This window comes from Microbacterium sp. bgisy203, from assembly GCF_057706945.1.
In genome coordinates, this window is the sequence record NZ_JBYIPF010000002.1 from 165,691 (window position 1) to 185,576 (window position 19,886).

Annotated in this window: 17 protein-coding genes and 1 tRNA gene; 8 read left to right on the plus strand and 10 right to left on the minus strand. The window is 70.8% G+C overall.

All coding sequences use genetic code 11. The features are described from left to right. Nucleotides 1-118 precede the first annotated feature (118 nt). The 3 genes from AC3ENQ_RS04165 (at nt 119) to AC3ENQ_RS04175 (ending at nt 5,415) form a co-directional block, all read left to right on the plus strand. Nucleotides 119-1,051, plus strand: a complete 933-nt coding sequence (locus AC3ENQ_RS04165; protein WP_431801991.1) for an ABC transporter ATP-binding protein — start codon at nt 119-121, stop codon at nt 1,049-1,051. Then, complete coding sequence (locus tag AC3ENQ_RS04170) at nt 1,048-2,136, plus strand: ABC transporter permease (protein WP_431801993.1); 1,089 nt, start codon at nt 1,048-1,050, stop codon at nt 2,134-2,136. The genes AC3ENQ_RS04165 and AC3ENQ_RS04170 overlap by 4 nt, the downstream gene beginning before the upstream one ends. A 201-nt stretch (nt 2,137-2,337) precedes the next feature. Next, the gene (locus AC3ENQ_RS04175) at nt 2,338-5,415 is read left to right on the plus strand and encodes a S8 family serine peptidase (protein ID WP_488185846.1); all 3,078 of its coding nucleotides are present in this window, start codon (nt 2,338-2,340) and stop codon (nt 5,413-5,415) included. Between the two features lie 111 nt (nt 5,416-5,526). Here the strand turns inward: AC3ENQ_RS04175 and AC3ENQ_RS04180 are convergent, their stop codons facing one another. The 6 genes from AC3ENQ_RS04180 to AC3ENQ_RS04205 all read right to left on the minus strand — a co-directional run bounded on the left by AC3ENQ_RS04180 (nt 5,527) and on the right by AC3ENQ_RS04205 (nt 10,834). Next, nucleotides 5,527-5,958 carry a hypothetical protein gene (locus AC3ENQ_RS04180; protein ID WP_431801996.1) on the minus strand — a complete coding sequence of 144 codons (432 nt, stop codon included), beginning with the start codon at nt 5,956-5,958 and terminating at the stop codon, nt 5,527-5,529. A 64-nt stretch (nt 5,959-6,022) separates the two neighbouring features. Further along, nucleotides 6,023-6,586, minus strand: coding sequence for an alpha/beta fold hydrolase (locus tag AC3ENQ_RS04185; RefSeq protein ID WP_431801998.1), 564 nt, complete (start codon nt 6,584-6,586; stop codon nt 6,023-6,025). A gap of 73 nt (nt 6,587-6,659) precedes the next feature. Beyond that, the gene (locus AC3ENQ_RS04190; RefSeq protein WP_431802000.1) at nt 6,660-7,016 is read right to left on the minus strand and encodes a hypothetical protein; all 357 of its coding nucleotides are present in this window, start codon (nt 7,014-7,016) and stop codon (nt 6,660-6,662) included. A gap of 147 nt (nt 7,017-7,163) precedes the next feature. After that, nucleotides 7,164-8,186 (minus strand): CNNM domain-containing protein, encoded by a 1,023-nt coding sequence (locus AC3ENQ_RS04195; protein ID WP_431802002.1) that lies wholly within the window; start codon nt 8,184-8,186, stop codon nt 7,164-7,166. Continuing rightward, a complete protein-coding gene (locus AC3ENQ_RS04200; RefSeq protein ID WP_431802004.1) occupies nt 8,183-9,625 on the minus strand; it encodes a hemolysin family protein in 1,443 nt (480 codons plus the stop codon). The genes AC3ENQ_RS04195 and AC3ENQ_RS04200 overlap by 4 nt, the downstream gene beginning before the upstream one ends. A 183-nt stretch (nt 9,626-9,808) precedes the next feature. Next, entirely contained in the window at nt 9,809-10,834 is a 1,026-nt protein-coding gene (locus AC3ENQ_RS04205; protein WP_431802005.1) for a TerC family protein, read from the minus strand. A gap of 308 nt (nt 10,835-11,142) precedes the next feature. On the opposite strand from AC3ENQ_RS04205, the gene AC3ENQ_RS04210 reads away from it, so the two are divergent. After that, on the plus strand, nt 11,143-11,601 hold the full coding sequence (locus tag AC3ENQ_RS04210) for an NUDIX hydrolase (protein WP_431802006.1): 459 nt from the start codon (nt 11,143-11,145) through the stop codon (nt 11,599-11,601). Nucleotides 11,602-11,664: 63 nt separating this feature from the next. On the opposite strand, the gene AC3ENQ_RS04215 is transcribed toward AC3ENQ_RS04210, so the two are convergent. Beyond that, nucleotides 11,665-11,740, minus strand: a tRNA-Met gene (locus AC3ENQ_RS04215). Between the two features lie 182 nt (nt 11,741-11,922). Here AC3ENQ_RS04215 and AC3ENQ_RS04220 point away from each other — a divergent pair. Then, the gene (locus AC3ENQ_RS04220) at nt 11,923-12,450 is read left to right on the plus strand and encodes a hypothetical protein (RefSeq protein WP_431802008.1); all 528 of its coding nucleotides are present in this window, start codon (nt 11,923-11,925) and stop codon (nt 12,448-12,450) included. 81 nt (nt 12,451-12,531) lie between these two features. Here the strand turns inward: AC3ENQ_RS04220 and AC3ENQ_RS04225 are convergent, their stop codons facing one another. The 3 genes from AC3ENQ_RS04225 to AC3ENQ_RS04235 form a co-directional block, all read right to left on the minus strand. Then, entirely contained in the window at nt 12,532-12,930 is a 399-nt protein-coding gene (locus tag AC3ENQ_RS04225) for a YccF domain-containing protein (RefSeq protein ID WP_431802010.1), read from the minus strand. A 184-nt stretch (nt 12,931-13,114) separates the two neighbouring features. Further along, a complete protein-coding gene (locus AC3ENQ_RS04230) occupies nt 13,115-13,486 on the minus strand; it encodes a hypothetical protein (protein WP_431802011.1) in 372 nt (123 codons plus the stop codon). Continuing rightward, nucleotides 13,483-15,216 (minus strand): PspC domain-containing protein, encoded by a 1,734-nt coding sequence (locus tag AC3ENQ_RS04235; protein ID WP_431802013.1) that lies wholly within the window; start codon nt 15,214-15,216, stop codon nt 13,483-13,485. The genes AC3ENQ_RS04230 and AC3ENQ_RS04235 overlap by 4 nt, the downstream gene beginning before the upstream one ends. A gap of 114 nt (nt 15,217-15,330) precedes the next feature. Here AC3ENQ_RS04235 and AC3ENQ_RS04240 point away from each other — a divergent pair, with 114 nt between their 5' ends. Genes AC3ENQ_RS04240 through AC3ENQ_RS04250 form a run of 3 tightly spaced genes read left to right on the plus strand, consistent with a single transcriptional unit; the run spans nt 15,331 to nt 19,858 of the window. Then, entirely contained in the window at nt 15,331-16,665 is a 1,335-nt protein-coding gene (locus tag AC3ENQ_RS04240) for an ATP-binding protein (protein ID WP_431802015.1), read from the plus strand. Continuing rightward, nucleotides 16,658-17,317: a LuxR C-terminal-related transcriptional regulator gene (locus AC3ENQ_RS04245; protein ID WP_431802017.1), complete on the plus strand. Its 660-nt coding sequence runs from the start codon at nt 16,658-16,660 to the stop codon at nt 17,315-17,317. Before AC3ENQ_RS04240 ends, AC3ENQ_RS04245 begins: the two co-directional genes overlap by 8 nt. A 54-nt stretch (nt 17,318-17,371) precedes the next feature. Next, nucleotides 17,372-19,858: an ATP-dependent helicase gene (locus AC3ENQ_RS04250; protein ID WP_431802019.1), complete on the plus strand. Its 2,487-nt coding sequence runs from the start codon at nt 17,372-17,374 to the stop codon at nt 19,856-19,858. Nucleotides 19,859-19,886 lie beyond the last annotated feature (28 nt).

The window sequence follows — 19,886 nt, forward strand, 5'->3', positions numbered from 1 at the left end:
CGCGCGCCCTCGCGCGTTCTCCGGAGATCGCGCGTTCTGCGGACGTTTCGGCGCCGGAATCTCCGAAGAACGCCCGATCTCCGAAGAACCGCGACCCCCGCCGCATAGGGTGAGCACCATGGATTCCCCCGGCATCGTCGCCTCGGGTGTGCGCCGCTCCTTCGGTGCCGTGCACGCCGTCCGCGACGTCACCCTCACCGCCCGCGCCGGCGCCGTCACCGGCCTCGTCGGCCCGAACGGCTCGGGCAAGACGACGCTGCTGCTCATGCTCGCTTCCCTCCTCGCCCCGGATGCCGGAACGATCCGCATCGGCGGCATCGACCCGCTCGAGAACGCCGCCGGGGTCCGCCGCATCATCGGATGGATGCCGGATTCCCTCGGCGCCTGGCCCTCGCTCACCGCCCGCGAGACCCTCGTCATGACCGGGCGGCTTTACGACCTCGATGCCGACGCCGCCGCCCGCGGCGCCGAGCGCCTCATCGACGAGCTGGGGCTCCGTGCCCTCGCCGACACCCCGGCGAAGGTCTTCTCGCGCGGCCAGAAGCAGCGCTTGGGCCTCGCCCGCGCCCTCGTCCACGACCCGCGCGTCCTGCTCCTCGACGAGCCGGCGTCGGGGCTCGACCCGCAAGCGCGGGTAGAACTGCGCATGCTGTTGCGCCGCCTCGCCGCCGAGGGCCGGACGATCCTCCTCTCGAGCCACATCCTCTCCGAACTCGACGAGGTGGTGGACGAGGCCGTCTTCCTCGTCGACGGGGCCACGGTGGGCGCAGACCGGGTCGCCGCGGCGGCGACGCGGCGCCGCACCTGGCGCATCCGCCTCGCCGACCGCGACCCGCGCAGCGCCGTCGTCCCCGTGGCTCAGGTGCTGGGGCTCGACGCCGCGCTCATCCCGATCGACCGCCGCGATCTGCTCGTGTCCTTCGGTTCCGACGCCGACGCCGCCGCGGCCCTCGCGGCGCTGGTGGGGGCCGGGCTTCCGATTGCGGAGTACGCCGCGACGACGGGCATGCTCGAACACACCTTCCTCGATCTCGAAGGGGGTCGCTCGTGAACCTCTCCCGCCTCTGGGCGATCACCCGTCTCGAACTCCTCCAGCGCGTGCGCACGGTGTCGTGGTACGTGCTGCTCGGCGTGTTCGCGTTCCTGCTCGTCGGGGTCACGGCGCTCGCCTTCATCGTCTTCGGCGGGTGGGGTCCGGGCGGGCCGGGGGTCTACTCGATCGTCGTCTGCTTCACGCTGCTTCTCGTGCTGCTCGTCTCGCCGACGCTCAGCGGCAACAGCATCAACGGCGACCGCGATGCGTCGACGCTCGCGGCGCTGCAGGTGAGCCTCGCCACCACCGGCGAGATCCTCTGGGGCAAGTTCCTCGCCGCCTGGATCACGGGACTCGCGTTCGTCGTCGTGGCGACGCCCTTCCTCGTCGTCGCCACGCTCACGGGAGGGGTGAACCCCCTCGTGGTGGTCGTCTCGCTCGCGATCCTCGTGGCGGAGATCGCGGTCGTCTCGGCGATCGGCGTCGCACTGTCCGGCATCCTCGCCCGCCCGCTCTTCTCGGTCGCGGTCACCTACCTCGTCGTCGCGGCACTCACGTTCGGCAGCTCCATCGCGTTCGGTCTCGTCGGTGCGTCGATCACGAGCGAGGGGGTGTCGAAGTCGCGGTCCGTCGCCTACAACTCCGACGGCACGATGACGTGCCGTGACGGGTCCGACGAGTGCTGGGGCGACGCGGAGAACATGGTCTGCGAGGACTGGGAGACGACCACCTATCGCGTGCCGCGGTTCGATCGCGTCTGGTGGATGCTCTCGACCAACCCGTTCGTCATCCTCGCCGACGCCTCGCCGACCACCTTCGACGACCGCGGAAACCCCGACGATCTGTTCGGGTGGATCAAAGCGGGGGTGCGCAGCGCGCAGATCACGCCCCCGCTCGAGATGACGTACGACGACTGCGACCCCGCCGGGTACGGCGGCTACGAACCCGGACCGACCCCCGAAGAGGTCATCGCGCAGACCGTGCCGAGCTGGTTCGTCGGGCTCGCCGTGCAGATCGCGATCGCCGGTCTCCTCCTCTGGTGGGCGTGGGCGCGCACGCGCACACCGGCGCGGACGCTCCCGCCCGGCACGCGCATCGCCTGACGGCAGCAGGATGAGCGCAGGCGGATGCCGGAGATTTTCCGGCATCCGCGCGATGCGCGTGAGGATCCTCTCATGCAAGGGCGTCCGCTCTTCCCGGATCCAGCACGAATGCATAGCCTCCTTTCAGCCGTGCCTGACCCGGGCGTCGGCGTGCCCCCCTGCACGAAAGGTGGTTCCCTGTTGCATCGACGAATCCTGGCGGTGGTCGGCGCGGTCGCGCTCACCCTGCCCGCAACGGCCGCGATCGCGGCCACGCCGGAAGACGATCCGTCGTCGCGTTTCGCGCCCGCGCCCAGTGACGGCGCGATCGATTCGGGCTTCACTCCGGCCGCGATCGGCGCCGACGGACGCGTCACGGTCATCGTCGAGCTCGAGGGCGACCCCGTCGCCGTCGTCGAGGCCCAGACCGACGGCGACCTGAGCGCCGCCCAGCGCGACGAGATCAAGTCGGAGCTCGAGAAGGCCCAGGAGCCCGTCGTCTCCGAGCTCGAGAGCAAGGGCGGCGAGGTGCAGACGCAGATGCAGTCGGCCTACAACGGTGTCCAGGCATCCGTTCCCGCCGACCAGCTCGACGCCGTCGCGAGCCTCCCCGGCGTCGTCGCGATCCACCCGACCCGCACATATTCCATCGACAACGCGGTCTCGGTGCCCTTCCTCGGGGTCCCCCAGGTCTGGCAGAACACCGGCTACGCCGGCCAGAACGTCAAGGTCGCGATCATCGACACGGGCATCGACTACACCCACGCCACCTTCGGCGGCCCGGGCACGACCGAGGCGTTCGAAGCCGCCGCGGCTTCGTCCGACCAGCCGGCCGATCCGGCGCTGTTCGGACCCGACTCGCCGCGCGTGAAGGGCGGGTGGGACTTCGTCGGCGACGACTACAACGCCGACTCGTCGAGCGCCACCTACCAGCCCATCCCGAAGCCCGACAGCAACCCCCTCGACTGCCAGGGCCACGGCTCGCACGTCGCGGGCACGACCGGTGGTTCCGGCGTGCTGCCCGACGGCACCACCTACCCCGGTCCGTACGACGCCTCGACGCCCGACACGCAGTTCCGCATCGGCCCCGGCGTCGCGCCGCAGGTCGACCTGTACGCGCTGCGCGTGTTCGGCTGCGGCGGCTCGACCGACCAGACCGTCCCCGCGATCGACTGGGCCGTGGAGAACGGCATGGACGTCATCAACATGTCGCTCGGCTCGTCGTTCGGCCGCGGTGACGACCCGAGCGCCGTCGCCTCCGCCAACGCGGTGGGCGCGGGCGTCGTCGTCGTCGCGTCGGCCGGCAACTCCGGCGGCAACCCCTACATCACCGGCTCGCCGGGAAGCGGCGACGGCGTGATCTCGGTCTCGGCCGTCGACAGCACCGAGTCGTTCCCGGGTGCGACCGTCACCGTCGGCGGCACCGCCGTCGAGGCGATCAACGCCAACGGCGCCGACCTCTCGTCGGTCGGCGAGCTCTCGGTCGTCCGCCTCACCGGCGCGAACGCGCTGGGCTGCTCGACCGAGGCGTTCACGGCCGCGGGCATCGTCCCGGGCGGCAACCAGCTCGCCGTCGTCTCGCGCGGCACGTGCGCCCGCGTGGCGAAGGCCGTCTTCGGTGAGAAGGCGGGCGCTGCGGCAGTGCTCATGGTGAACTCCACCGACGACCTGCCCCCGTACGAGGGCCAGATCACCGAGAACCCCGACACCGGCGAGCAGTTCGTCGGCACGATCCCGTTCCTCGGGGTGCGTTCGTCGTCGGGTCCGGCGTTCACGACCGGTGCGACCGCCACGATCGCGGGCGGCACCATCGTCAACCCGTCGTTCCGCGGCTACGCGTCGTTCACCTCGAAGGGTCCCCGTTCGGGTGACAGCGCGATCAGCCCCGACGTGGCCGCCCCCGGCGTGTCCATCTCGTCGGCCGCGGTCGGTACGGGCGCGGGTGCCGCGATCCTCTCGGGCACCTCGATGGCCGCCCCGCACGTCGCGGGTGTCGCGGCGCTCTCGGTCCAGGCGCACCCCGCCTGGAACGCGGCGCAGGTGTCGGCATCCATCGTCTCCACGGCAGACCCGGAGAACGTCGCCGGGCAGAACCTCGTCCGCGGGGGCGTCGGCCTCGTCGACACCGCGCAGGCGGTCGCGACGACGGTCACGGCGACCGGGGACGCGTTCCGCATCGAGAGCGGCTGGGCGCGCGAGTCGGCGCTGAGCTTCGGCTTCCAGGAGTCGCCGCTCGGGTTCGGCGGGATCAAGACGGTCACGCTCCGCAACGACGGCACGAGCGCGGTGACCTACAAGGTCTCGACCGCCGCGACCGCCGAGTCGCTGCCCGCACGCGTCGGCCTCTCGTCGAAGTCGATCACGGTGCGCCCGGGCGGTACGGCCAAGCTGCTGCTGACCGTCACCGCAGCGGCGAAGGATGTGCCGAGCTCGCTCGGCGACGACCAGTTCGCGTTCCACGAGATCTCGGGCGACATCGTCCTGACCTCGCCGGACTCGACGCTGCGCGTGCCGTACCTGCTGGTGCCCCGCTCGAACAGCACCGTGTCGACCTCGACGTCGACGCTGTTCACGAAGAAGCAGCAGGTCGCCGACGCGACGAAGAAGATCTCGTTGTGGAACGTGTTCGGTGCGCTGCCCGCCGCCGCGGACGTCTACACGTGGGGCCTTTCGGACGACAAGGACGCCACGAAGGAGCTCCCCGACACGGGCTACGACGTGCGCGCCGCGGGCGTGCAGTCGTTCCCGGCCGGCGGCGACACCCTCATGGTGTTCGCGGTCAACACGCACAAGCGCTGGTCGAACGCAGCGGCCAACGAGTACGACATCATCCTCGACACCGACGGTGACGGCGAAGCCGATTGGGTCGTCCTGTCGGCCGACTCCGGCGGCGTGCGCTCGGGCAGCGTCGACGGCACCTCCGAGGTGTTCCTCTCGAACGTCAAGACGGGTGCGCTCTACGCGAGCGGATTCCTCGCGCAGGCGCCGACCGACTCGAGCACGATCCTGCTGCCCGTGTACGCGAGCGACCTCGGCATCGCCGGATCGTTCAACTACACGGTGCAGACCTTCGGGTCGAGCGGCGGATCGGATGCCGTCGACGGCTGGGCCACCTACGACCCGACCGCCCCGGCGATCGGCAACGGCCAGTACGTCGAGGTCCCCAAGCGCGGCAGCGCGTCGGTCGAGGTGCCCGTCAACGCGGCGCAGGTCGCGGCGCAGAAGCCCCTCGGCTCGATGGTCGTCGTCTACGACAACCCGTCGGGTGCCGGTGAGGCGTTGCTGGTCAAGCTGAAGTAAGACCGACGACGGAGGGGCGGGTGCGCGCGAGCGTCCCGCCCCTTCGCCGTTCCCCCGCCGATCGTCGACCGAGCGGAGCGCGTCGAAACGTGGTGAAGTTCGGCGAGGCGGTCAGCGCTCGCAGAGGACGAGCGCGTCGCCGGAGCCGAAACGGTAGTCGTAGGTCTTGTCGCCCGCGGTCACGATGACGCGCATGCCGTCGACCTGCGCCTGCGTGTACGACTGGCCGGGGCTCGCGCAGCCGAGGGATCCGTCGGCGAAGGTGACCGCCTCGGCCGAGACCAGCTGCGGGGCATCGGTCACCCCGCGGGACTCGAGGTCGGCGACGAGGGCATCCCACCTTGCCGCGGGGACCTCGACGGCGGCGCCCGTGGGCCCGACCGGGCCGGGTGTCGTCGTCTGGAAGGGCGGGCGCGACGACGACCCCGTGGGGGCCGCGGCGCCGCCGTTCGTCTCTCCCGAGGAGCAGGCCGAGAGCGTCAGGGCGAGCGCCGCGCCGGCGATCACGAAGGCGAACGGCGTACGGACGGCGTGGGCGCTCATGGCTCCTCCTCGACGGGCTCGGTTGCCGCCAGGGTAGGCCGAGATCCTGCGAAAGCGCGGGGAGTCAGTCCCAGTCGAGGTAGTCCTCGATGAACCACGACGTCTCACCCGGGTGGGTCGCGGGGAAGAGGTGACCGGCGCCGTCGACGGTGCGGACGCTCGCGATCGTCGGGGCGGATGCCAGGAGGCGTGCGCTCTCGGCGATGGCCGCGTCGTCGTCGTCGGTGCCGTGGATGATGAGCACCGGGATGTCGTCTGCGAGCGCGATGTCGGCCGGCTCGGGCGCCAGCAGCAGCACGCCGTCGACACGGTCGTGGTTCGCGCCGGGAAGGGCCCGGGCGACCGTGGCGCCGAAGCCGTGGCCGCCGATCCAGGCGTGGTCGAGGCCCACGGCATCCATCACGTCCACGACCGTGCGGGCGAGGTCGCCGGCGTCGGCCGCGGCATCGAGCGGGGCGAGGCGCACGACGCGGAAGTCCTCTTCGACGAGGATCGAGGCGAGCGTGCCGAGCGATCCGATGTCCTCGCCGGTCTCGGGGATGAGCACCAGCGCCGGGCCCTCGCCTTCGTCGATGTAGCCGATGGCGCGCCCGTCGGGCTCGAAGGTCTGGATGGCGGGGGTGGTCATGGCGTCCAGTCTCCCAAAGCGCGCCGGGGCCGGGCAAACCCAGAAACGGCCGATCGACGGACGTTGGCGAGTGTCACGGCTCCCGGCGGTCGTCGCGCGGCGGAAGGGTGAGCGGGTCGCCCGGGTTCGGGTCACCGAGCTGAGAGGTGGTGCCCGTCTCGTGCGGCGGCGGCGTGGCGGGGCGGCGTCCGAGCTGCAGGTCGGAGTACTCGTCGGATGCCGCGAGATCGGCATCCTGCGGGGGACGGGTGTGCGAGGAGCTGCGACGGCGAAGCGCGATCAGCGCCACGCCCATGACGACGACGAACGTCACCGGCCACACGAGCCACCCGGGCAGGATGTCGCCCAGGAACGACGCCACGACCCACCCGGCGCCGGCCGCGACGAGGTACACGAGCGCCACCCGTCCGCCGCGCCGCAGTCCGTCCATGCACTCAGGCTAACCCGCGTGCGCGGAATCGGAGATGCGTCACGGATTCGGAGGCCCGGGCGGCAGGCATCCGAATCCGGCGCGCATCTCCGAATCTGCGACGGCCGCGGCGGGAGCCTGGCACAGGTCCCGGCGGCCAGGGTCGCGTCAGGACGCGGTGGCCGCGGTGGCCGCCTCGCGAGGGAGCACTTCGCGCAACAGGTCGTCGATCGTGACGACCCCGACGAGGCGGTCGCCGTCGACGACGACGGCCAGCTGCACCCGGGCGCGCCGGATGCGGGCGAGCGCCTCGTACGCCGGCAGGTCGAGCGTGACGCGCACCGGCACGCGCGCCGCCGCGCGGGCGGGCGCGTCGGCGTCGAGCGTGAGCGTGTCGCGCACGTGCACGACGGCGCAGTCGGCGCCGCTGCCGAGCAGGATCCGCAGGTGGCCCGAGGATGCCGCGACCGCCTGCACCTCGCCGACGGACGCGCCCTCGGGCACCGACGTCGGCGTGCGATCCGTCTGCACGATGTCGCCGACCGTGCGGGTTCCGAGCGAGATCGCCTGGGCGATGGGTGCGGAGTACTGCTCCTCGAGCGTCCCGGCAGCCCGCGAGTGCGCGACGAGCTGGCGGATCGTGTCGATGTCCTGGCCGCCGGCCGCGGCCTTGTCGACGGGCTCGACGCCCGACGCCTTGACGAGGCGGTTGGCGATGCGGTTGATCCACAGCAGGAACGGGCGCAGCGGCCACGTGAGCGCCCGTGCCGTGATGCTCGTCGCCTTCGCAGCCGTCTCGGGGTGGGCGATCGCCCACGACTTCGGGGCCATCTCCCCGATGACGAGGTGGAGGAAGGTCACGACGATCAGCGCGAACGCGAACGCGAGGATGTCGGCGAGCACGTAGGGGAGCCCCCACTGCTCGAGGACGGGGGAGAGCGCGTAGTCGATCGCGGGCTTCGTGATCGCGCCGAGGAGGAACGTGCACGCCGTGATCCCGAGCTGGGCGAAGGCGAGCATCACGGTCAGCTCGTTGACGCCGCGCAGCGCGGATCGGGCCGAGGCGCTGCGATCGGCCTCCGCCTCCAGGCGGTGGCGGCGCGCGGCGAGGAGAGAGAACTCCACGATCACGAAGAACGCACTCGCGACGATCAGGCCCACGGTGGCGAGGGTGACGGCCCACCAGCTCATCGCGCCGTCTCCTCTCGTCCGCCGAGCGCGGCGTCGGAATCGGCGCTCGCGGTGTCGGGGTCGCCCGGCTCGTCGGCATCCGTGTCGTGCTCGCGCAGTCGCACCTCGAGCTGCGCCGGCACGTGACGCTCGACGGCGGTCACCGTGACCACGAGCCAACGGTCGATGTGGATGCCCTGCACCGTCTCCGACGGCTTCGCGGGCAGGTCGATGCGCACCTCGCTGCCGGCGGGTGCGAGGTCGCCGTACGTGCTGATGACGAGCCCCGCGATCGTCTCGGAGTCTTCACGATCGTCGTCGGCGAGGTCGTGCCCGACGAGGCGTTCGACCTCATCGAGGTGCAGGTCTCCGGGCACGCGCCAGCGATCGGCGCCGAGGGCCACCGTCTCGACGACGTCGAGGTCGTGTTCGTCGGAGAGTTCGCCGATGACCTCCTCGGTCATGTCCTCGACCGTCAGGATGCCGTCGAAGTTCCCGTACTCGTCGACGACGCAGGCGAGCTCGTTGCGGGTCTGGCGCATGCGTTCGAGGGCGACCGGCAGGAGCATCGTGGTGGGGATGACGACGGCATCCCGCATGACGGTCGTGACGGATGCCTCGTCGGCATGCGCGCCGCGGAGGAGGTCGATGAGCTCGACGACGCCGACCGGCTCGTCCTCGTCGCCGATCACGGGATAACGGGTGTGACCGGTCGCCATCATCGCGCGGACCTCGGCGATCGTGGTGTCGGGGGTGATCGAGTCGATGCGCGAGCGCGGGACCATCGCGTGCTCGACGTCGCGCTGCGGGAAGTCCAGGATGCGGTCGATGACCATCGAGAGTTCGCCCGGGAGATCTCCGCTCGCGCGGGACTCCTCGACGATCGCCTCGAGATCCTGCGCCGTGGCGCTCTCGTCGACGTCTTCGAGCGGTTCGATGCGCAGGAGCCGCAGCAGAGCGTTCGCGGCGACGTCGAAGACCGAGATCAGCCAGCCGAAGAGCATGAGGTAGATGCGCGTCGGCACCGCCAGGGCCCGTGCGAGCGGCTCCGGGTTGGCGAGGGCGAGGTTCTTCGGGTACAGCTCGCCGAAGATCATCGTGACCACGGTGGCCAGCAGAAGCGCCCCGATCGTGCCGATGAGGATCGACACGCCCGGCGCGATGCCGACGCCGCCGAGCAGCGTGCCGATCGAGGCGCCGATGAGGGGCTCGGCGACGTATCCGATGAGAAGGCCGGTCACGGTGATCCCGAGCTGCGCGCCCGACAGCAGGAACGACGTGCGCTGTGTGATCGCGAGGACGCGCTTCGCCTGCGCGTCGCCCTTCTCGGCGAGTGCGGCCAGGCGGGAGCGGTCGACCGAGATGTACGCGAACTCCTGCGCGACGAAGAAGCCGCAGGCCGCGATGATCGCGAGCGTCACGAGGATGCCGACGAGCAGCGTCAGCGTCGCTTCGAGCATTCGATATCACCCCCTCGGTTGCCGTGTTCGCGGCGGTAGAGGGGGTTGGAAGATCGACCCTCCTGGTCAGGGGAGGAAGAACGGCGGCTCACGGGGTATCTCTCGTGGGTCGGAATCGGGTGAAGGACAAGTCTACGGGCGGAAAAGGTGGGGAAGGACTGAGGATCTCCGAAGTGCGGCGGCTCACCCCCGGGGCGATTCCTCCACGGCGGCGGCGGTCTCGGCATCCGCCGGGCCCACCTTCGCGCGGTCGCCGCGCGTCTTCACGAGGCTCGCGACGGTGGCGACGGCGATCGTCACCCCGATGAACAGGAGCGAGAACCAGATCGGGATCTCGGGCGCCCAGAGCATCGGCTCGCCGCCGTTGATGAAGGGGAGCTCGTTGACGTGCATCGCGTGGAGGACGAGCTTCACGCCGATGAAGGCGAGGATGACAGCGAGGCCCTGCGCCAGGTAGACGAGGCGCTCGAGGAGGCCGCCGATGAGGAAGTAGAGCTGACGGAGGCCCATGAGCGCGAACGCGTTCGCGGTGAAGACGATGTACGGCTCGTTGGTGAGGCCGTAGATCGCCGGGATCGAGTCCACCGCGAAGACGAGGTCGACGAACCCGATCGCGATGATGACGAGGAGCATCGGCGTCACGTAGCGGCGGCCGTTCTTGACGACGGTGAGGCGGTCGCCGTCGTACTCGTCGCTCACCGGCAGCACGCGCCGCACGAGCCGCATGAATTTCCCGTCGACGGGATTCGAGTCGCCGTGCGCGAACGCCTGGCGATAGGCGAGGAACAGCAGCAGGGCGCCGAAGATGTAGAACACCCCCGAGAAGTTGGAGATGAGGGCTGCGCCGGCGGCGATGAAGATTCCACGCAGGACGAGCGCGATGATGATGCCGATCATCAGCACCTTTTGCTGGTAGATCTTCGGCACCGCGAAGCTCGTCATGATGATGAGGAAGACGAACAGGTTGTCGATCGACAGCGCCTTCTCGGTGAGGTAGCCGGCGAAGTACTCGCCGCCGTACGTCCAGCCCGACACCATGCCGATGCCGACGCCGAACAGCAGGGCGAGCCCGATGTAAAACGCCGACCAGCGGGCCGATTCGCCGATCGTCGGCTCGTGGGGCTTGCGGACGTGCGCGAAGAATTCGTACACGAAGAACAGGATCGTGACGATGATCGTGATGATCCACACGAGGGGCGTGATGTTCACAGCTGAAGCTCCCGGGCTAGGCGTTGACAGTGATCGATGGTGCAGGTGCGGTGGCGCACGTGCGGTGTGTCAGCGTCCAGGTCTCTTCCATCCTCTGCGACCTTCGTCGATCGAGGACCGGGCGCCCGGTGCGCGATGTCGCGCACGTAATGACGAGCTGCCCGTGCCGGAATACTCCCCGTGGAACTTGGCGAGCCTAGCGGGGGTTTGTTACGGGTTCCTGAGAATGCGCTGGTGCGGGCGGTGGGGTATGGGGTAGGTCCCGCCCGTCGGCGAGACGATTGCTGCGTCTCGCCTAGCGTGGACGCGTGCCGAGTCCTCGCGTCTCCGTCGTCCCCGCCTCCTACGTCTACCTGCTGCGGGGTGATCGCGTGCTTCTGCAGCGGCGGCAGAACACGGGCTATATGGACGGCATGTGGGTCGCGGGGGCCGCCGGTCACATCGAGTGGGGCGAGACCGCCGTCGCGGCGGCGCGTCGCGAGGCGAAGGAGGAACTCGGGATCGACCTCGTCGCGTCGAGCCTTCGGGTCGCGACCGTCATGCAGCGCACCGATGGTTCGCCCGATCCGAACGAGCAGCGCGTCGACTGGTTCTTCACGGCGACCGCGTGGACGGGCGATCCCGCCATCATGGAGCCGGCCAAGTGTGCAGAGATCGCCTGGTTCGCCCTCGATGGTCTGCCCAGCGGCATCCCCGACTACGAGCGGTTCGTGCTCGACGGGCTCGCGTCGGGCGGGCCCGAACCACTGACCAGCTACGGCTTCTGACGAGGGCGGTTCGCTCGGTGAGCGCGCCGAGGGATCGATCGCAAGGGAAGGGCCGCCGCTGTGTGGACGCGACGGCGGGAGTCGAACCCGCAACGCAACCGGTTATGAGCCGGTGCCCGGGACCGCCCGGATCGCCGCGATGTGTGTCCTTCGAACCTAGGCGAGCATCTGCCCGATATCGACCCCGGTGACCGATTCTTGCACTCGGTGTCGAAACATGACGGGGATCGGGCGGGCGATATGAGACGGCCGAGCGCAGATCGGGCGTTCAGGTCGGCGGGATACGGTGGAAGCATCCCTAGTTCTGAAGAGGTGTTTGTCATGCGCTCACGAAGCACAGCAGTCCTGTCCCTCACCGCCATCGCGGTGCTCGCCCTCGCCGGCTGCGCCACGCAGCCCGCGTCCGACGGTGCCGGCACGGCCGAGCCGTCGCCGACCGCTTCGGTCGCCGAGTCGTCCTACGCATCGCCCGCCGTCGCCGGCGAGCGCACCGGTGTCGACGGCACCGACCTGCAGCTGTGGAGCTCGGTCGCCCCCGACGAGGGCGCCGTCGGCACCCTCGGCGACCCCGACGCCGGCAACCAGTGGGTCACCGTGAACGTCGCCCAGTGGACGGCCGCCGCCGACCAGACCGACGTCGACGTCGCGCCGGTGCTGCGCTCCACCGCCGACGAGTCGTTCACCGGCACCGCCGTCTCGCCCCGCGCCGTCGACGTGCCGATGACGGCCGACAAGCTCTACACCTTCGCGTGGAGCTTCCAGGTGCCCGAGAACCTCGTCGACGCGACCTCGCTCGTCCTCTGCACGAGCGCCGACGCCGACGCGGCCTGCACGTCGATCGACAAGTGAGCTGACCCCCGGTACAGCCCGCACACAGCACGAAAGGCCCACACCTCTCCGGAGGTGCGGGCCTTTCGCGGTGCGCGGAGGTCAGAGCGTGCGGTCGAAGGCGCTGTCGCGGGTCGAGACGATGTCCTTGCCGAGGGGCATGAGGGAGATCGGGATCATCTTGAAGTCGGCGATCGCCATCGGGATGCCGATGATCGTGACACACAGCGCGATGCCGCTCAGGAGGTGTCCGAGCGCGAGCCACCAGCCGGCGAAGATCACCCAGATCACGTTGCCGAGGAACGACCCTACGCCCGCCGTGGGCTTCGAGACGATCGTCCGCCCGAAGGGCCAGATGACGTAGCCCGCCGTCCGGAACGACGCGATCGCCCACGGGATCGTGATGATCGGGATGCACAGCAGCACCCCTGCGAGCACGTAACCCAGGAACAGCCAGAACCCGGCGAAGATCACCCAGATGATGTTGAGCAGCGTGCGCATGGCCCCATTCTGGCGGGTCGGGGCTGAACGGATGCCGGGGACCTGCGGTGCCGGGTCGGTTTCGCCGTCGAACTCGGGGTCGGTTTCGTCGAGGTGCGGTACCAGTTGTCGGATCCGTGGGGCTGGTGTTGTCTCCTGAGGCGCGGGAGATGACACCAGCTCCACCGATCCGACGACCGGTGCGCTACTTCCGGCCGGCGACGGCGCGCTGCGCGCGGCGCAGCAGCCCGACGAGTCCCGTGACGAGGATCAGCGCGCCGAGGGTGAGGACGCCGAGGCCGATCGCCGTCGCCGGCGACAGAGCCGCGATCCACGCGACGAGATCGTCGATCCGCGCTTCGCCCGAGGCGAGCCACACCCCGCCGATCGCCATCGCCGCGAGCACCAGCCCCCAGACGATCCCCGCCCAGCGCGTGCGGGCGCGGAGCGCGGGACGGCCGTCGGAGGGCGTGGTCGCGCCGGATGCCGCGGTGTCTGACGCCTCGGCATCCTCAACGCGCCCGTCGGTCACGTCGTCGAAGCTCTCGAGAATCTCGGTCGTCTGGTCGTCGCTCATTCGGACTCCTCGGGGGTCTCGGCGCCTGTGTCGGTCAGTCGGGGCACGATGATCTGGACGTAGCCGGACTCCTGATCGATCGCGAGCGTCTGTTCGGTGACGATCATGTCCTTCGGATCGGCGAGCCGGATGCCCTCGTCGCTCAGACGGGTGGACGGTGCCGGATCGGATGCGTAGGTGCCCTCATAGCGCACGCGCCCATCGGGCAGCGTCGTGGCCGTCGCGCTGAACGCTTCGACGAGGTCGACCGGTTCGTACTGCGTGTCGGAGTCGCGGTCCACCTGAAAACCGCCGGCGGGCACCGTGAGGTCGAGGTGCAGCGTGACGCCCGGCTCGAACCAGACGTAGGTGAAGCCCCCACGCTTCTCGATGTGGATCGGGCGGTCGGGTTCGCCGTTGTTCCGCAGGGACACGGTCACGTCACCCCACGGCTGGACGAAGGGCGCGGATGCCGGCCACCGTTGCGCACCCGGGGCGTTCGAGACGCCGTACGAGGTGAGGTGCAACTCTCGAGCCGCCGGCACCGCGACCCCCGCCGCGCCGCCGAGAAGAAAGAGCACGGTCGTGAACGCGAGGAATCCGCTGCGCCACCGCACGGCGCCCGCGATCACCATGCCGAGGGCGGTGACGAGAGCCGCGACGAACAGCCCTCGTGCGACCGAGAGCTCCGACGCCCCGGCGAGTCCGACGATCGCACCCAGCACGATCGCGACCCCGACGACGGCGGCGACGTACGCGAACGGGGTCCGCGGCTTGGTCGCTCGGCGGACGCGGCGACGCTCGTCGGCATCCGCCGTGAAGGCGGCGCCCCGCTCCTGGCGCTCGCGCCGCGCCTGCTCGCGGGCGAGGCGCGCGGCATCCTGCTGCTGGCGGCGCCAGGCGTCGTCCTGCATCTTCCACGCGGCGTGCTGCTCGCGCCAGGCGGCGTACTCGTCGACGGGTGCGGCGGGGGTGACGGGTTCGGCGGGGGTGGTGGGTTCGGTGGATGGGGCGCCGGATTCGGTGGATGGGGGGTCGAGGGAGGAGGGGGAGGCCGCGAAGCCGGCGGCATCCCCCTCCTCGTCCGCACGCGGGGCATCCGGACCCGAACCGGATGCCGCGGCGGACGCGTCCGGGGCCCTGTCCGGATCGAGAGGCGCGGCAGAAGCCGTGCGCTCATCCGGATCGGCCGCCGGGGTCTGGGGGGTGGACCGCGGGCGCGGGGAGCGCGCGGCGCTGGCGATGACGAAGACGAGAAGGCCGGCGACGAGCAGTGCCACCGTGAACACGATGGACAGCGCGATGATGGTGGGGTCCGACACGTACGCGGCGGGCAGGACGATCGCGGCGCCGACGGGCGCCGGCACGAGGCCGAGCACGGCGCACGCGATGATCCCGCCCATCGCCGGCGTCCACTGCCCGCGGATCGCGTCGCGCAGCGGGATCCGCCCGTCGAGGTCGGGGAGCACCGCCCACGCGATCGCATAGACGAGCAGCATCGGGAATCCGAAGAGCTGCACGACCACGAAGATGCCGCGGACGATCAGCGGGTCGATCCGCAGGCGTGCGGCAACGCCTGCCGCGACCCCGCCGATCCACCCGTCGCCGCGCACGATGCCGAGTCCGGACGTCCACGAGAAGAAGCGATCCCCTCGTGAGGGACGCGGGCCGGCGGGCGGCGCGCCGGAGGAGTCCGCGGGGGATGCCGAAGGTGTCGGCGGCGGGCCGGGATCGAGCACGGGGGTCGTCATGCATCGATCCTCGCCGCGCGACGGCGGCGGTCGCCATGGGGTGAACCCCTGATCCGACCCTGATCTTCGCGTTCTGGCATCCCCTCGCGTGCGCCGGTGTGATGGGATGGCCGCATGTCCACGACGACCCCGGCGACTGCGTCTCCGGCTGCGCCCGCGGCCCCGGTCGTGTCGCCCGCCGACCCGGCCGCGCCCGCGGCCCCGGTCGCGTCGCCGCGGCCCGCGCGCCCGGCCCGACCTCCGCGTCCGGCGCGCCCCGCGCGCGCCGTGGCCGAGCGCCTCCCACTCCTGCGCCCCCGTGAGTGCGCCGTGTCGGGCGTCTCGGAAGGGCTCGCGCGGCACCTCGATGCTCCGGTGTGGGCGGTGCGGTGGCTGTTCGTCGTCCTGTCGGTGCTCGGCGGTGCCGGCATCCTCCTCTATCTCTGGTGCTGGGCGTTCATCCCCTGGGAACCGCCCGCCGAGTCGGGCCCGAGCGCGCCCACACGGAGCGTCCCGGTCGCCTGGATCCTCCTGACCGTCGCGACGGTCGCGCTCGTCGTCGTCATGTTCGGACTGGCCGAGTACCGCGCGTGGGGGTGGGCGCCGCTCGCGCGGCTGCGCGTCGTCGGAGGCTTCGCGCTCACCGTCGGCGCCGCGACCGCCGCGGGACTCTGGGCCGGGTTCATCGACCGCACCGACCCCGCCCGCGGGCCGCGCCACGCGTTCGTCACGCGCGTTGTCGCCATCGCCCTGCTCGTCATCGTGCTCCTCGTCGCTGTCGGCGAGGGCGGGACGACCCTCGATGTCCTCGTGAGCGCGCTCGTGCCCTTCTTCGCGATCCTGCTCGTGCTTTCGCCCGCGTTCGTGCAGCGCTGGCGGGAGCTGTCGGGTGAGCGCGTCGCGCGGATCCGCGAGGAGCAGCGCGCCGAAATGGCCGCGCACCTTCACGACTCGGTGCTGCAGACCCTCGCCCTCATCCAGAACCGCGCCGGCGCGTCGAGCGAGGCCGCGCGCCTCGCCCGCGCGCAGGAGCGCGAGCTGCGAGCCTGGCTCTACGACGGTGACCAGCCCGCCGACAGCGATCTGCCGACCGACCTCCGCGACTACGCGGGCGCGCTCGAACTCGACTACCCCGTGCGCATCGACGTCGTGTCGGCGGGGGCGTCGACCGAGCGCGCCAGCGGTGAAGTCGCCGCCGCCGCGCGCGAGGCGATGCTCAACGCCGCCCGCCACGCGGGAGGAGAGGTCTCCGTCTACATCGAGGGCGGGGCGGGTGTCGACGTCTACATCCGAGACCGGGGTGCGGGCTTCGAGATGGATGCCGTCCCCGACGATCGCCTCGGCATCCGGCAGTCGATCATCGGACGCATGCGGCGCGTCGGCGGCACGGCGTCGGTCCGCTCGACGGATGCCGGCACTGAAGTTCATCTGCATTTCGAGCGCCGCGAGGGGGGTGCGGACCGTGGCTGAGCCGATCCGCGTCGTGATCGTCGACGATCACTCGATCTTCCGGTCGGGACTGCGCAGCGACCTCGACGACTCGATCGCCGTCGCGGGCGAGGCATCCGATGTCCCCTCCGCGATCCCCGTGATCGCGCGGGAGCGGCCCGAGGTGGTGCTCCTCGACGTGCACCTGCCGGGCGGGTCGGGCGCCGATGCGACCGGCGGCGAGGAGGTCATCCGCGGGTCGGCCAGCGTGCCGACGCGGTTTCTCGCGCTGAGCGTGTCCGATGCCGCCGAGGACGTCGTCCGCGTCATCCGCGCCGGCGCCCGCGGGTACATCACGAAGGGGTCGTCGGGGATCGAGGTGAGCGACGCGGTGCACGCCGTCGCCGGCGGGGATGCCGTGTTCTCGCCACGCCTGGCCGGCTTCGTGCTCGACGCCTTCGGCGCCGTCGCGGGCGAGACGGCGGCCGCCCCGGACGAACTGGACCGGCTGTCGGCGCGCGAGCAGGAGGTCATGCGCCTCATCGCGCGCGGCTACTCCTACAAAGAGGTCGCCGCGGAGCTGTACATCTCGATCAAGACCGTCGAGACGCACGTGTCGGCGGTGCTGCGCAAGCTGCAGCTCTCGTCGCGGCACGAGCTGACGGCCTGGGCCAGCGAGCGGCGGCTGCTGTAGGGCTCGGGCGGGCGGAAGGCCGGTGTCGGGGCCCCGACCTAGACTTGAGGGGACATGCCTGACCCCATCAAACCTGTGATCGTCGGCGGCCCCGGCGCCGCCTCCGCCGTGCGCGCGACCCCCGGATCGGCCGGGTCCGCGCGCGCCGACGACGACCTCCTCGCCGGGCTCAACGAGCCCCAGCGCGAGGCCGTCACCTACCGTGGCCCCGCCCTCCTCATCGTCGCGGGCGCCGGCTCCGGCAAGACGAGCGTGCTGACGCGCCGCATCGCGTCGCTCCTGCGCTCGCGCGAGGCGTGGCCGAGCCAGATCCTCGCGATCACGTTCACCAACAAGGCCGCCGGCGAGATGCGCGAGCGGGTCCACCAGCTCATCGGCGACGTCGCCCAGGGCATGTGGATCTCGACGTTCCACTCCGCCTGCGTGCGCATCCTCCGCCGCGAGGCCGACCAGTTCGGCTTCACCAAGAACTTCACGATCTACGACTCGGGCGACTCGCGCGCCCTGATCAAGCGCCTCGTCAAGGAACACGAAGCCGATGCGTTCGGCCTCACCCCTGCCGCCGTTCAGGGCCGCATCTCCAAGCTCAAGAACGAGCTGGCGGATGCCGAATCGTTCGCGCGGACGGCGAACCTGAGCGACCCCGCCGAGCGCGTCTTCGCGGAGATCTTCGCCGACTACCAGCGCGCGCTGCAGCGGGCGAACGCCTTCGACTTCGACGATCTCATCGGGCAGACCGTCTACCTCTTCCGCGCGTTCCCGCACGTCGCCGACGTCTACCGGCGCCGCTTCCGGCACATCCTCGTCGACGAGTACCAGGACACGAACCATGCCCAGTACGCGCTCATCCACGAGCTCACGCGTCCCCCCGGTTCCGACGCTTCCGGAACCGCGCACGAGGGCGGCATGATGATCTTCGACGCGCCCTCCGATGCGGCGGGCGAGCCCGGGGCATCCCTCACGGTCGTCGGCGACTCCGACCAGTCGATCTACGCGTTCCGCGGCGCCGACATCCGCAACATCACCGAGTTCGAGCGCGACTACCCGGGGGCGAAGGTCGTCCTGCTCGAGCAGAACTACCGCTCGACGCAGAACATCCTCACCGCGGCGAACGCCGTCATCAGCAACAACTTCGACCGCAAGGACAAGAAGCTCTGGACCGACGTCGGCGCGGGAGATGCGATCGTCGGCTTCACCGGGTACTCGCAGCACGATGAGGCCCAGTTCGTCGCCGATGAGATCGAGCGGCTGCACCGCGGCGGCATGCCGTACGGCGAGATGGCGGTGTTCTACCGCACCAACTCGCAGTCCCGCGCGCTGGAGGAGATCTTCATCCGCTCGGCCGTGCCTTACAAGATCATGGGCGGCACGAAGTTCTACGAGCGGGCCGAGATCAAGGATGCCCTCGCGTACCTCATCGCGGTCGCGAACCCGGCCGACGAGCTGAGCGTCCGCCGCATCCTCAACAAGCCGCGCCGCGGCATCGGCGACGTCACCGAGACGGCGATCGCGCGCTACGCGACCGAAGAGGGCATCACGTTCCGCGACGCGCTCGCCAACCCCTCGGCGCTGGGCGTCGGGCCGAAGATCCAGCGGGCCATCGCACAGCTCGACGCGGTGCTCGCCGAGGCATCCGAGATCATGCTCCCGGTCTCGGGCGAGGTCGCGCCGTCGTCGTCGGTGACCGAGGGGCTGAACGTCCTGCTGAACAAGTCGGGCTACCTCGATGCGCTCCGCCGCTCACGCGACCCTCAGGACGAAGCGCGCGTCGAGAACCTCGACGAGCTCGTCGCGGTCACCCGCGAGTTCGCCCGCAACAACCCCGAGGGGACGATCCTCGACTTCCTGACGGAGGTCGCCCTCGTGTCGGATGCCGATGACCTCGACGACGCCACGGGGTCGGTCTCGCTCATGACGATGCACACGGCGAAGGGGCTCGAGTACGACGCCGTCTTCGTCACGGGCGTCGAAGAAGACCTGATCCCGCACAGGATCTCGGCAGGCGAGCCAGGCGGCCCGCAGGAGGAACGGCGCCTCTTCTACGTCGCGCTCACCCGTGCCCGCAAGAGGCTGCACCTGTCGCTCGCGATGACGCGCGCCCAGTTCGGTGAGGTCTCGGCGGCGATGCCGAGTCGGTTCCTGCAGGAGATCCCGCACGAGCTCATCGACTGGCGTCAGTCGCCGGGGGATGTGAACTCGCGCGGCGGCACCCAGTCGCGCGCGCTCAACGCGCGCCGGGGCGGATCGGGCTCCGGCGGCTTCGGCGGCGGGTCGCGCTACGGCGACGACCTCGTGCCGCTCCCCAGGCGCGAGAACCCGGCGGGCGACGTGACGAAGTTCGCGAACCGCATCCCCGCGAAGGTGCGCGACAACGGCGACCTCGAGCTCGCTCCGGGCGATCGCATCCGGCACGACGACTTCGGCGAGGGCCGCGTCGACATGGTCACGGGCGAGGGGGCGAAGCGCATCGCGCACGTGCGGTTCGACTCCGCTGGCCCCAAGAAGCTTCTCATCAAGATCGCGCCGATCGCGAAGCTGTAGCGCTGGTGGGGTGTGCGTGGCTCCCGGC